Annotated in this window: 13 protein-coding genes; all 13 read left to right on the forward strand. The window is 38.9% G+C overall.

Features of this window, described 5'->3' with window-relative positions:
• Positions 1–4: 4 nt before the first annotated feature.
• The gene (gene cobA, locus QKW49_RS00125; RefSeq protein ID WP_282865564.1) at positions 5–1,510 is read left to right on the forward strand and encodes a uroporphyrinogen-III C-methyltransferase; all 1,506 of its coding nucleotides are present in this window, start codon (positions 5–7) and stop codon (positions 1,508–1,510) included.
• Positions 1,511–1,512: 2 nt separating this feature from the next.
• Positions 1,513–2,496: a porphobilinogen synthase gene (gene hemB / locus QKW49_RS00130; RefSeq protein ID WP_282868020.1), complete on the forward strand. Its 984-nt coding sequence runs from the start codon at positions 1,513–1,515 to the stop codon at positions 2,494–2,496.
• Positions 2,486–3,772 (forward strand): glutamate-1-semialdehyde 2,1-aminomutase, encoded by a 1,287-nt coding sequence (gene hemL / locus QKW49_RS00135; RefSeq protein WP_282865565.1) that lies wholly within the window; start codon positions 2,486–2,488, stop codon positions 3,770–3,772. The genes hemB and hemL overlap by 11 nt, the downstream gene beginning before the upstream one ends.
• Before the next feature lie 277 nt (positions 3,773–4,049).
• On the forward strand, positions 4,050–4,388 hold the full coding sequence (locus QKW49_RS00140) for a hypothetical protein (protein WP_282865566.1): 339 nt from the start codon (positions 4,050–4,052) through the stop codon (positions 4,386–4,388).
• Between the two features lie 9 nt (positions 4,389–4,397).
• On the forward strand, positions 4,398–4,832 hold the full coding sequence (locus QKW49_RS00145; protein WP_282865567.1) for an ATP-binding protein: 435 nt from the start codon (positions 4,398–4,400) through the stop codon (positions 4,830–4,832).
• A 235-nt stretch (positions 4,833–5,067) separates the two neighbouring features.
• A complete protein-coding gene (locus tag QKW49_RS00150) occupies positions 5,068–6,381 on the forward strand; it encodes a [Fe-Fe] hydrogenase large subunit C-terminal domain-containing protein (RefSeq protein ID WP_282865568.1) in 1,314 nt (437 codons plus the stop codon).
• A gap of 103 nt (positions 6,382–6,484) precedes the next feature.
• Positions 6,485–6,829 carry a DRTGG domain-containing protein gene (locus QKW49_RS00155; protein ID WP_282865569.1) on the forward strand — a complete coding sequence of 115 codons (345 nt, stop codon included), beginning with the start codon at positions 6,485–6,487 and terminating at the stop codon, positions 6,827–6,829.
• Positions 6,830–6,865: 36 nt separating this feature from the next.
• Entirely contained in the window at positions 6,866–7,594 is a 729-nt protein-coding gene (locus QKW49_RS00160; protein WP_282865570.1) for a PHP domain-containing protein, read from the forward strand.
• A gap of 132 nt (positions 7,595–7,726) precedes the next feature.
• Positions 7,727–8,221 (forward strand): NAD(P)H-dependent oxidoreductase subunit E, encoded by a 495-nt coding sequence (locus QKW49_RS00165; protein ID WP_282865571.1) that lies wholly within the window; start codon positions 7,727–7,729, stop codon positions 8,219–8,221.
• 15 nt (positions 8,222–8,236) lie between these two features.
• The gene (locus tag QKW49_RS00170; protein ID WP_282865572.1) at positions 8,237–8,788 is read left to right on the forward strand and encodes an ATP-binding protein; all 552 of its coding nucleotides are present in this window, start codon (positions 8,237–8,239) and stop codon (positions 8,786–8,788) included.
• Positions 8,788–9,159 (forward strand): (2Fe-2S) ferredoxin domain-containing protein, encoded by a 372-nt coding sequence (locus QKW49_RS00175; RefSeq protein WP_282865573.1) that lies wholly within the window; start codon positions 8,788–8,790, stop codon positions 9,157–9,159. The genes QKW49_RS00170 and QKW49_RS00175 overlap by 1 nt, the downstream gene beginning before the upstream one ends.
• Before the next feature lie 22 nt (positions 9,160–9,181).
• A complete protein-coding gene (gene nuoF / locus QKW49_RS00180; protein ID WP_282865574.1) occupies positions 9,182–10,981 on the forward strand; it encodes an NADH-quinone oxidoreductase subunit NuoF in 1,800 nt (599 codons plus the stop codon).
• A 19-nt stretch (positions 10,982–11,000) separates the two neighbouring features.
• Complete coding sequence (locus QKW49_RS00185) at positions 11,001–12,740, forward strand: NADH-dependent [FeFe] hydrogenase, group A6 (RefSeq protein WP_282865575.1); 1,740 nt, start codon at positions 11,001–11,003, stop codon at positions 12,738–12,740.
• Positions 12,741–13,560 lie beyond the last annotated feature (820 nt).

A 13,560-nucleotide genomic window follows, 5' to 3' on the forward strand; every position in this document is an offset into this window, starting at 1 on the left:
TCAAATGAAAAAAGGAAAAGTATACTTGGTAGGCGCAGGACCCGGTGACTACAAATTAATTACACTTAAGGCGCTTGAATTAATACAAAAAGCGGAGGTCTTAGTCTATGACAGACTGGTAAATAAGAAGATTTTAAAATACAGACCCACAGGTTGTGAATTGGTATATGTCGGGAAAAAACCAAATCATCACACATTGACACAAGATCAAATTAATGATGTTTTGATACAAAAAGCCAATGAAGGGAAGATAGTCGTTCGATTGAAAGGCGGAGACCCTTTTATTTTCGGACGTGGCGGAGAAGAAGCGGAATATATCCGGCAGCACGGAGCAGACTTTGAAATCGTTCCGGGAATATCCTCTTTCTATGCTTGTCCTGCCTATGCGGGCATTCCGGTAACACATCGTGATTTTAGCACCTCCGTACATGTGATTACCGGACATGAAGAAGATGGAAAGCAGGATGTTGATTATGCTGCTTTGGCTAAACTTAAGGGTACGCTGGTATTTTTGATGGGGATGAAAAACATAGGGACAATTACCCGAAATTTGATTAAAAACGGTAAAGCACCTGCTACTCCCGCTGCGGTTATTCACTGGGGGACTACATCAAGACAGAGGACTGCCGCAGGAACCATTGAAAGCATTGAGGATATCGTCAAGGAAAAAAATATCACCTCTCCTTCGGTTCTTGTGATCGGAGAAGTAGTGACGCTTCAAAAGGAATTGGAGTGGTTGTCCTTAAAGCCATTGTTCGGGAAAAGAATACTTGTAACAAGAACGGTTTCTCAAGCTTCGCAGCTAACAGATAAAATTGAAGCGTTAGGTGGTGATGCGGTGGAATTTCCTACAATCACTATTGAAGAGCCGCTTAGTCATACGGAACTTGATGACGCCTTACAGAGGCTTAATATATACAACTGGCTGATATTTACCAGTGTCAATGGTGTAGATGGCTTCTTTAATAGAATGAGATATCATAAAATAGATATTAGAGCACTGGGAAATATAAAGATTTTTGCAATCGGGGCTAAAACAAAAGCAAAGGTTGAGCGTATGGGATTGAATATTGATGCTGTGCCTAATGTATTTAACAGCAGTGAAGCAGTTAAAGTTCTGAGTGAATACATTACAAGGGGAGATAAGGTACTGTTCCCTACATCTAATTTGGCGAAGGATACCATCATTAACTGTGTTGAAGGGAAAGGCGGGACAATTCATAAGGTAGATGCGTATAGAACAGAACCGAATTATGAAGTAGATCCGGATATCATAGAAGATATAAAAAGCGGTAAAATTGATATCATTACATTCGCCAGTTCTTCTGCAGTTGAAAATTTCGTAAGAATAGCGGGAGCCGATATTGGGAATGCGCAAATATGTTCCATAGGGCCCATGACAACCGAAACTGCGGTATCCTTTGGACTAAAGGTGACAGCGACTGCGTCCAATGCAACGATGGAAGATTTAATGGACAAAATTCTAGAAGTTTGTGGGGTGAAAATATGAATATTCCTAAAAGACCAAGAAGGCTGAGAGCTAATCAGAATATCAGGAGTCTGGTAAAAGAAACCGTTTTAACCGGAGATGATTTTATATATCCGCTGTTTGTCGTTGAAGGAGAGGGGGTAAAAAAAGAGATATCCTCTTTGCCGGGCTGCTATCATTTATCTCTCGATATGCTTCATGATGAGATTGAAGAGTTGTGCAGCTTGGGAATAAGAGCAGTGCTTTTGTTTGGTATACCCGATCAAAAGGATAAGATAGGCTCGGGTGCGTTTGCGGAAGATGGTATTGTACAAAAGGCAGTAAGATGCATAAAGAAGATGAACAAAGATATTTTAGTAGTAACCGATGTTTGTCTATGCGAGTATACCAGCCACGGTCACTGCGGGCGCATCAAAAATGGTGATGTGGATAATGATTCCACACTGGATTTAATTGCGCAAACAGCGTTATCGCATGTGCAAGCAGGCGCCGATATGGTAGCACCATCGGATATGATGGACGGAAGGGTGGCGGCTATAAGAAAAATACTTGATAAGAATAAATTTACGAATACCGCCATTATGGCGTATAGTGCAAAATATGCGTCTGCCTTTTACGGACCTTTTAGAGAGGCAGCTTCTTCCACTCCGCAGTTTGGAGACCGGAAAACCTATCAGATGGACCCTGCCAATAAGCTGGAGGCATTAAAAGAAGTGGAGTTGGATATAGAAGAAGGAGCAGACATCGTCATGGTTAAGCCTGCCTTGTCCTATCTGGATATCATCAATGAAGTAAAACGGGGATGTAAAATACCGGTGGCTGCTTACAATGTTAGCGGTGAATACGCTATGTTAAAAGCGGCTGCTAAGATGGGATGGCTGGATGAGAAAAAAGCTGCGCTGGAAATGCTTACTTCCATTAAGAGAGCAGGCGCTGACATGATTATAACCTATTATGCCAAAGATGTTGCAAGATGGATGAAGGAGGACGGGATGTATGCAATATAATCGTTCAGAAATGTTGTTTGATGAAGCTAAGAGATTTATTCCGGGGGGGGTAAATAGCCCGGTAAGAGCATTTAAATCTGTTGGACTGGTTCCGCCTTTTATTAAGAGCGCAAAAGGATCTAAAATATATGATGAAGATGGAAATGAGTATATTGACTATGTAGGCTCATGGGGACCGATGATTTTAGGTCACGCCCATGAACGTGTAATCAATGCCATTACCGCTGTGGCTGAAAAAGGAACGAGTTTTGGTGCGCCCATTGAAGCGGAAATAAAGTTAGCACGGTTGATTTGCGAGTTGATTCCATCGATAGAGTTGGTAAGGATGGTAAACTCAGGTACTGAAGCCACTATGAGTGCCATACGGCTGGCCAGAGGGTATACCGGACGAAATAAAATTATTAAATTCGAAGGTTGTTATCACGGTCACTCGGATAGCTTGCTGATTAAGGCAGGGTCAGGCGCGCTGACTTTCGGTGTTCCCGATAGTCCCGGTGTTCCGGCTGATTTTGCAAAGCATACGCTGTCCGCTTCTTATAATAATTTGGAAGAAGTTAAACAACTTTTTGAAAAGTTTGGTGAAGAGATCGCGGCGGTGATCATCGAGCCGGTAGCAGGTAATATGGGCGTGGTTGTACCGGAAGGAGGATTTTTAAAAGGATTGCGTGATATTACCACACAGTATGGCGCACTTCTTATATTTGATGAAGTCATGACCGGATTCAGAGTCTCGCTGCAGTGTGCCCAAGGATTATACAATATTACGCCGGACTTGACTACATTTGGGAAGATTATCGGTGGAGGACTTCCGGTAGGGGCTTACGGTGGGAAAAGAGAGATTATGGAAAAAGTTTCTCCTGTCGGACCGGTGTATCAGGCAGGAACTCTATCAGGAAATCCTATCGCTATGGCTGCAGGATTGGAAACTCTGACAATGTTAAAAGAAAATCCGTCTATATACGAGGAATTGGAGCGTAAATCGAAACAACTGGAAGAAGGTCTGAAAGAACATATCGGGCAGCTTGCGTTGCCAATGAGCTTTAACAGAGTCGGTTCAATGTTGTGTATGTTCTTTACCGGAGAAAAAGTAAAGGATTACAAAAGCGCCGTTACATCAGATACTCAAAAGTTCGCAAGGTATTTTAGAAATATGCTGCAAACGGGGATTTATATTGCACCGTCACAATATGAAGCAATGTTTGTATCTATCGCCCATACCGATGAAGATATTGAAAAAACCATAGAAGCATCCTATGGAGCTTTAAAAAATATTTGATTTTTATATTTTCCGCTTTTTGTTTTGAATTCTATAAGAATATGGTATAATCTCAATATACTCACATTTTTACTAAACAAAAGAGAGAGGGCAAAATACTTGAGATTAAACAGGCTAAAAAAATATAAATTACAAAAAGAATTAAAAATGCGGATAATCTTTTATTTTTTTATATTCATTCCATTGGTTTCTATTTTGTTAGGTTATTTAATAGCAAGAATTTTTATTTCCCCTTATTTTAAATAGATATTTCAATTTTTCTGAAAGGGATGTTTTTATGAGGTTAAGTCAAGTTAGAGAGATTTTAAATGCACAGGTATTAACCGGTGATGAGTATCTCGATATGGAAGTCAAATCGGCCTGCGGATGTGACCTGATGAGTGACGTTTTGGCATTTGTTAAAGATCAAGGACTTTTGTTAACCGGCCTTGTTAATCCACAGGTTGTAAGAACAGCAGAAATGATGGATATCAGAGTTATCATTTTTGTAAGAGGCAAGGCACCTGAAGGTGAAATGTTAAAACTCGCTAAAGATAAAGAGATGGTATTGTTTACTACGGCTTATCCATTATATACTGCCTGCGGATTATTATACAGTGCTGGTCTAAGGGGTTGAAATACCAACATGAAAAATAGTAAAAATGTTATTTCGTTGCATTATGAAATTAACGGCGAGGACTTTTCTTTAGCAGGAGAAGCATCCAGTAACGTAAAAAAGATATTAAAGCAATTAGGAGTAAGTCCGGAAACAATACGTAAAGTATCTATTGCAATGTATGAAGGGGAAATCAATATGGTGATTCATGCATATGGAGGAATTGCCGATGTGGATATTTCTCCTGAGCAAGTTAAAATCGTACTTCAAGATGAAGGGCCGGGTATTCCTGATATCACATTAGCTATGAAGGAAGGATATTCAACTGCTCCTGATACAATCCGGGAGCTTGGATTTGGAGCAGGTATGGGGCTGCCAAATATGAAAAAATATACCGATCATATGGATATTACTTCGGAAATAGGTAAAGGAACAAAGGTCGAAATGATAGTCAAAATAACATAGTATCAATAGTTTTGGTTAGGCTTTTATATAGTTAGATAGATAACCAAACTTCAAAGCTGCAATGATTCTGCATTCAATCTTTTAACAGCCCTAAATATAGGGCGGATTCCAGATCGGCCCATAAACACTATCATAACTTGATTAACTTCTATTATTGTAAACCGTAAACCGTAAACCGTGAACCGTGAACTAGAAAAACTGTAAACAATTATTAAAAACAGAGAGCGTGATTGATATGCCTGAGTATTTTCATTCTGTTACATTGGATAAAGAAAAATGTAAAGGATGTACCAATTGTATTAAACGGTGCCCAACAGAAGCTATCAGAGTAAGAAATGGGAAAGCCAAGATTATTAAAGAGCGATGCATTGATTGCGGAGAGTGTATAAGGGTATGCCCATATCATGCCAAAAAAGCGATTACCGATCCGTTTGAAGACATATTTAATTATAAATATAAAATCGCATTGCCGGCGCCAACCCTCTATGGACAGTTTAAAAATGTATGGGATATTAATCTCATTCTTACAGGACTAAAACGGATAGGCTTTGATGATGTTTTTGAAGTTGCGTTGGCTGCTGAGGTTGTATCCGATGCATCAAAGCAATTTATAAAATCGGAGAGGGTAAAAAAACCTGTCATTTCTTCTGCTTGCCCGGCAGTTGTTAGACTAATAAGAGTAAGATTTCCGAATCTTATCGAAAATGTGATGCCTGTGAAATCACCTATGGAAGTTGCCGCACATATGGCCAAGCAGATTGCGGAAAAAACAACAGGATATAGTAAGAATGATATAGGCGTGTTCTTCATATCTCCTTGTGCGGCAAAGGTTACGGATTCAAAAAATCCGGTTGCGCTGGATTCTTCATGTATTGATGGCGTTATTTCTATGAAAGATATTTATTTAAAGCTGGCTGCTATTCTGGGGAAAATAGATGATGTAGAAGAGCTTTCATGCGCGGGTATGAGTGGGATATGCTGGGCCAATAGCGGCGGAGAAAGTGCGGCACTTGAAGGAGAAGAAGATATAGCGGTCGATGGGATACACAATGTGATTAAAGTACTCGAAGAATTAGAGGACGAAAAGTTATCGGAAGTAGACTTTGTGGAACTCCTTTCATGTACAGGTGGATGTGTAGGTGGACCACTAACAGTGGAAAACAGCTTTGTGGCAAAAAATAGAGTGGCAAAAATCGCGAAAAAGACAGCAAATCAATGTTTAGTAAAAAATGTTGATAAGCTCTACTCAATAGACATTTCTTGGAACAACCCCATAACTTATCAGCCGATTATGAAACTTGATGACAATATGGCTGAAGCAATGAAGAAGATGGAAACCATTGAAAGCATCTATGAGAAATTGCCGGGGTTGGATTGCGGTTCATGCGGTGCTCCTAGCTGCCGTTCATTGGCAGAAGATATTGTGCGGGGATTTGCAACCGAAACCGACTGTATATTTACACTTAGGGATCAAGTAAGTATGTTGGCTAAAGAAATGATTGAGTTGGAGGGTAAAATGCCGCCGCCTTTCAGAAGAAATGAAGAATAGAATTTATCAATAAAGAATACTAAGTAAAGCCTTTCATGTAAGGTACTTTGTATCATTTATATAGAAAGAATCATAAAATGCTTTTTTAGGGGGAGGGAAAAAATTGAAAGTAAAGGAATTGGTTGAGCAATTAGGTCTTAAAATGATAGCTGGAGAAGGAGGAGTAGGAAAAGAGGTTAAGGGATGCTACGTTTGCGACTTATTAAGTTGGGTGATGTCGCATGCTCAGAAAGACAATATGTGGATTACTGTACAGACAAATGTTAATATTGTGGCTGTGGCAGTTCTCACTGAAGTTGCATGTATTGTTATACCGGAGGATATTGAAGTTGATAGTTTAACAATAGAAAAGGCAAATATGGAGGACATACCGCTGCTGTCTGCATCTTTAAGTTCATTTGATATCGTACAGCAGTTGCTTCAGTGCAGTGAGTTTAAGATGAACTGATTATACTGCATTATTATTTTTTTTACGGAGGTTAAAATGAGATATTCTGTAGATCTCCATATTCATACTGCATTGTCTCCTTGTGCAGATCGTGATATGACTCCCAATAATATAGTAAATATGGCGATACTGAAGGGTCTTGATTTTATTTCAATTACGGACCATAATGCGGCAGGAAATATACAGTCTATCATGGAATGCGCAAAGGGCAAGGATTTGACGGTGATTCCCGGAATGGAGATAGAATCTTCAGAAGAGGTTCATGTGTTATGTTACTTTTGTGATATCTATGCAGTGAAGGAAATGGAAAAACTAATAAATCGGCATATGCCGAATATTGAAAACAGGCCTGATATATTTGGAAGCCAAGAACTGTATGATAGCAAGGATGAAATCATTGGCTATCAGAACAGGCTCCTGCTGACGGCAACGTCTTTGCCAATCAATCGCATTAAAGCGGAAGTTGAAAAGCTGGGTGGAGTTGTTGTTCCTTCACATGTCGACAGGCAGTCTTTTAGTATCATATCTAATCTTGGTTTTATATCTGAGGAAATGGGATTTGCAACCATAGAAATATCAAAACATTGCGATAAGGATGAGTTCCTCAGAAAAAATCCTGATCTTATCAGATATAAGAGTATTACTAATTCAGATGCACATCATTTATTTGAAATTTCTGAAGCGGATGAGTGGGTCGATTTAGTGGATAAATCAGCAGAATCAATGATATCTTACCTTAAGGTAAAAAATAATATTGTAAAATAAAAAAAATTTTGTTCAAAATGTAGATTTATTAACAATAAGTTGATATAATATTATATAGGGTGTGCGTTAATTTTATAACAATATATGTTAATATAATAACAATTCATTTTAAAAGTATAAGGAGGGTTTACAATGAGTGAGCAAAAATGCTGTACTTGTGTAGGCACAAAAGAACAAGAACAAAAGTTATATGAGGTTATCCAAAAGCACAAAGGCCAAAAAGGCGCGCTGATTCCTGTTCTTCATGAGGCACAAGAAATATACGGCTATCTACCGATGGAAGTTCAAAAAATGATTTCCCAAGGACTGGAAGTGCCTTTAACAGAAATCTATGGCGTAGTTACTTTCTACACCCAATTCTCTCTTAATCCAAAAGGAAAATACAAAATCGGTGTATGTCTGGGAACCGCTTGTTATGTTAAAGGAGCCGGACCGATTATTGACAAGGTGAAAGAGAAGATTGGCATCGATGTGGGTGAGTGTTCTGAAGATGGCATGTTCTCATTGGATGCGACACGTTGTATTGGAGCGTGTGGATTGGCTCCGGTAATGACAGTTAATGATGATGTATATGGACGACTTGTCGTTGAGGATATCGAAGGAATTTTGGAAAAATACATGAAGTAATAAGGAAAATTAAGAATGAGGGAACTGTCACTGCATATATTGGATATTGTTCAGAATTCCATATCTGCTGGCGCAACACTAATAGAGATAGATATTCAAGAGGATGTGGCGTCGGATTTGTTAGGAATTGATATAAAAGATAATGGTAGAGGTATGTCATCCGAAACACTAAAAACCGTATCTGACCCTTTTGTTACTACGCGGACAACTCGCAAAGTTGGGTTAGGATTATCTTTACTAAAATCTGCTGCCGAATTATGTGGAGGACAAATGAACATATCTTCTACACTTGGAAAAGGGACAGAGGTAAAAGTGACTTTTATTTATAGTCATATTGACAGAGTTCCTTTAGGAGATATGAGTGAAACTTTATTGACGCTGGTGATGTGTAACCCGCACATAGATTTTATATATCGGCATGCTGTCAATAAAAGTGAGTTCTGGTTTGATACCCGTGAAATCAAGCAGATGATTGAAGGTGTTGAGATCAATAATACCGAAGTGGTTTCTTGGATGAGGCAATATTTGAATGAACAGATAAAAAGTTTATATGGGGGTGTATTATAATGAAAAGTTTAGCGGAGTTGGAAGCAATCAGAAAGAAAACATTAGATAAAGTAAACTTAAGAAAAGAACGTGAAGAAGGAATTAGGATTGTTGTTGGGATGGCTACTTGTGGTATTGCAGCAGGTGCAAGACCGGTATTAAACTCATTTATGGAAGAAGTAGCTAAAAGAAACCTTCAAAATGTAATTGTTACTCAAACCGGATGTATCGGAGTATGTCGTTTGGAACCGGTTGTTGAAGTTTATGTTCCGGGTCAGGAAAAGGTAACCTATGTTAAGATGACACCTGAAAAAGCAGTGCAAATCGTAAATGAGCACATTGTTAACGGCAATGCGTGTATACAATATACTATAGGGGCAGCAGATAAATAATTTGTGAGAAGGAGGGTTTTCAATGGAATTAGTAAGATCTCATGTTCTAGTCTGCGGCGGTACAGGATGTACTTCCTCAGGTTGTGAAAAAATCATTAAGGAAATGGAAGCGCAGCTTGCTAAAAATGATATAGAAAAAGAAGTAAAAGTAATTAAGACCGGATGTTTCGGATTGTGTGCGTTAGGACCGATTGTGATCGTATATCCTGAAGGTTCTTTCTACAGTATGGTAAAACCTGAAGATGTGAAAGAAATCGTAGAGGAGCACTTGTTGAAGGGCCGTATTGTAAAAAGATTATTATATAAAGAAACAATTACTGAAGATGATACTGTAAAATCACTGAATGAGGTTGATTTTTACAAGAAACAGTTGAGAGTCGCATTAAGAAATTGTGGTGTCATCAATCCTGAAGTGATCGATGAATATATTGCTTTTGACGGATATAAAGCACTTGGAAAAGTGTTAACCGAAATGAAGCCTGAAGATGTTATCGACACGATTAAAAAATCCGGCCTCAGAGGTAGAGGGGGCGGTGGTTTCCCATCCGGTTTGAAATGGGACTTTACAGCAAAGGCGCAGGGAGACCAGAAATATGTCGCATGTAATGCGGACGAAGGTGACCCTGGTGCGTTTATGGATAGAAGTGTTTTGGAAGGTGATCCGCACAGCATTATTGAAGCGATGTCTATTGCCGGATATGCTGTAGGGGCAAATCAAGGATATATCTACATTAGAGCGGAATATCCTATTGCAGTTAAGAGATTGGAAATTGCAATCAGGCAAGCAAAAGAGTACGGTTTATTAGGAAATAACATCTTCGGTACAGATTTCAGTTTCGATCTTGAAATAAGATTAGGTGCCGGTGCATTTGTTTGCGGAGAAGAAACAGCGCTGATGACTTCTATTGAAGGACACAGAGGAGAACCGAGACCAAGACCTCCATTCCCGGCTATAAAAGGACTGTGGGGCAAGCCAACATTATTGAATAATGTTGAAACATATGCGAATATCCCGATGATTATTCTAAAAGGCGCTGAATGGTTCAGCAGCATTGGTACTGAAAAGAGCAAAGGTACTAAGGTATTTGCTTTAGGTGGTAAGATCAATAACACAGGACTTGTTGAAATTCCCATGGGTACAACCCTTAGAGAAATCATTGAAGAAATCGGGGGCGGCGTTCCGAACGGCAAGAAATTCAAAGCCGCACAGACCGGCGGACCTTCAGGCGGATGTATCCCGGCAGAATTGATTGATATTCCTATTGATTATGATTCATTGATCAGCATAGGTTCGATGATGGGTTCCGGCGGATTGATCGTTATGGATGAGGACACTTGTATGGTGGATATCGCGAAATTCTTCCTGGAATTTACTGTTGATGAATCCTGTGGTAAATGTTCACCATGTAGAATCGGAACCAAGAGAATGTATGAAATCCTTGAGAAGATTACCAATGGTAATGGTACTATGGAAGATATCGATAATCTTGAAGTGCTTTGTAAAAATATTAAGACTTCAGCATTATGCGGACTTGGACAAACATCTCCAAATCCAATCCTTAGTACATTAAGATATTTTAGACATGAATATGAAGCCCATGTAAAGGATAAGAAATGTCCGGCCGGCGTATGTAAATCGTTGTTGGCATATACAATAGATGCAGAATTATGTAAAGGCTGCGGTATCTGCGCAAAACAATGTCCGGTAAGTGCAATCAGTGGAGAAAGAAAGAAACCTTATACCATAGATGCGGATAAATGTATTAAGTGCGGCGTTTGTATGGAAAAATGTCCATTTAAGGCAATATTCAAGAATCACTAATAGAAGGGGGATGTGGAAGATGGAAATGGTAAATATAACAATTAACGGTCAAAAGCTTCAGGTGCCAAAGGAATATACCATTCTTCAGGCTGCCAGAAGTGCTAATATAGATATTCCGACACTTTGCTATTTAAAAGATGTTAATGAGATTGGTGCTTGCAGAATGTGTGTTGTTGAGGTGAAGGGTGCAAGAAGTTTGCAGGCTGCATGTGTATACCCGGTTTCAGAAGGTTTGGAAATTAAAACCAATACACCGGCGGTTAGGGAATCAAGAAAGGTAACTTTGGAATTGATTCTTTCCAATCATGATAGAAAATGCTTGACTTGTATCAGAAATAGAAATTGTGAACTGCAGAAGATGGCAGAAGACTTAAATGTGCAGGATATAAGATTTGAAGGAGAGAACCCTCAACTTCCATTAGATGATCTTTCTCCTTCAATAGTGAGAGATCCCAATAAATGTATTTTATGCAGAAGATGTGTGAGCGTCTGTAAAAACGTACAGACCGTATCGGTAATCGATGCGCAGGAAAGAGGATTTAAAACCATTGTTGCTTCTGCTTTCAATAAAACGTTGAATGAAGTACCGTGCGCAATGTGCGGACAGTGTATTGTTGCATGTCCTGTAGGTGCATTAAGAGAAAAAGATGATACCGATAGAGTGTGGGCCGCTTTGGCAGACGAAACTAAACATGTAGTGGTTCAAACAGCGCCGGCTGTAAGAGTTGCGCTTGGTGAAGAGTTTGGTATGCCAATCGGAACCAGAGTCACCGGTAAGATGGCAGCGGCATTAAGAAGACTTGGTTTCGCAAAAGTGTTTGATACCGATACTGCTGCAGACTTAACTATCATGGAAGAAGGAACAGAATTATTAGGCAGATTGAAAGAAGGTAAAAATTTACCGCTCATTACTTCATGCAGCCCGGGATGGATTAAATTCTGTGAACATAATTACCCGGATTTCCTGGATAATCTGTCTTCATGCAAATCACCACATGAAATGTTTGGTGCAGTTATTAAATCCTATTATGCTGAAAAAGAAGGGATCGACCCTTCGAATATATATGTAGTTTCTGTGATGCCATGTACTGCAAAGAAGTTTGAAAGCAGTAGAGAAGAGTTGGCTGCAACAGGAACTCCCGATGTAGATGTAGTTATCACCACAAGAGAACTTGCAAGAATGATTAAAGAATCAGGACTTGACTTTGTAAGTCTGCCTGATGAAAGTTTTGATAATCCATTTGGCGAAGCTACAGGAGCGGCAGTAATATTTGGTGCGACCGGTGGTGTTATGGAAGCCGCTTTAAGAACTGTTGCAGAAATTCTTGCCGGAAAATCAATAGATAATATTGAGTATAATGTTGTTAGAGGTATTGAAGGTGTTAAAGAGGCAACGGTGGAATTGAGCGGTGTTACCGTTAGAGCTGCTGTTGCTCACGGTCTTGGAAATGCAAGAAAGCTTTTGGATAAGATAAAAGCTGGAGAAGCCCAATATGAGTTTATTGAAGTAATGGGGTGCCCAGGCGGCTGCGTAACCGGAGGCGGACAGCCAATACAGTCTGCGAAGGTTAGAATGGATATTGACTTGAGAGCTGCAAGAGCCAAGGCAATCTATGATGAAGACCAAAGCTTGGCAATTAGAAAGTCTCATGAAAATCCATTCATCAAGAAATTATATGAAGAATACTTAGGTGAGCCATGCGGACACAAATCTCATAAGTTACTTCATACTCATTACCATAAGAGAGAGAACTATTAATAGATAAAAAATATTAATGTAGGGATGGTTCGACTGTTTTTGCTTGCTGCAAGTGAAATAGAAGAACCATCCGAAACCACTGATAAAGTCCGTTTTAGCATATAGAAGGAATGAAGGATGGGGACGGAGCTACTGCTGCACCTGGTTTTGGTGAAGCTGAAGCTCCGTCCCCGTGCTTTGCGACTGACCGATGAAGCAATTTTACAGTATTTTCCGACTGTCCCTTTGCTTTGTTGTTCAATGACTGTTGTGTTATGAATAGTGCATATATGCTTGGAGGCTTGTATACAATATTCATAATAGATTTATGTAAGCCTTAATATTACTGGGTTCGTGATATTGTATAAAAATTATTTTTTAGAATGTATGATTTTTGTTTATAAATGGCATTATAATATTGGTGTGAATGTGGTACTATATATACATACCACAGCCAGCAAACAATGCTAAACAAACTTAATTTTTTCATTTTTCCTCCTTTTAATATATATTAATATATTAAAAATTTGAAGGCCGATAGAGCGGAATGATCGGCCTTATTTATTTTTATCCGGTTCATATTATATTGACCGGATATTTTTATTTGTACCATATAAATGTGTATACAATATACTAGTTACTATTGTAAAAGCATTGGTGTAGCTTGGTCCGTGATATTGTATAAAAATTATTTTTTAGAATGTATGATTTTTGTTTATAAATGGCATTATAATATAGATGGAAATGTGATACTATATATACATACCACAGCCAGCAAACAATGCTAAACAAACTTAATTTTTTCATTTTTCCTCCTTTTAAGTATAAAGAACTGTCAGTG

This window comes from Petroclostridium sp. X23, assembly GCF_030013905.1.
Lineage (GTDB): Bacteria > Bacillota > Clostridia > SK-Y3 > SK-Y3 > X23.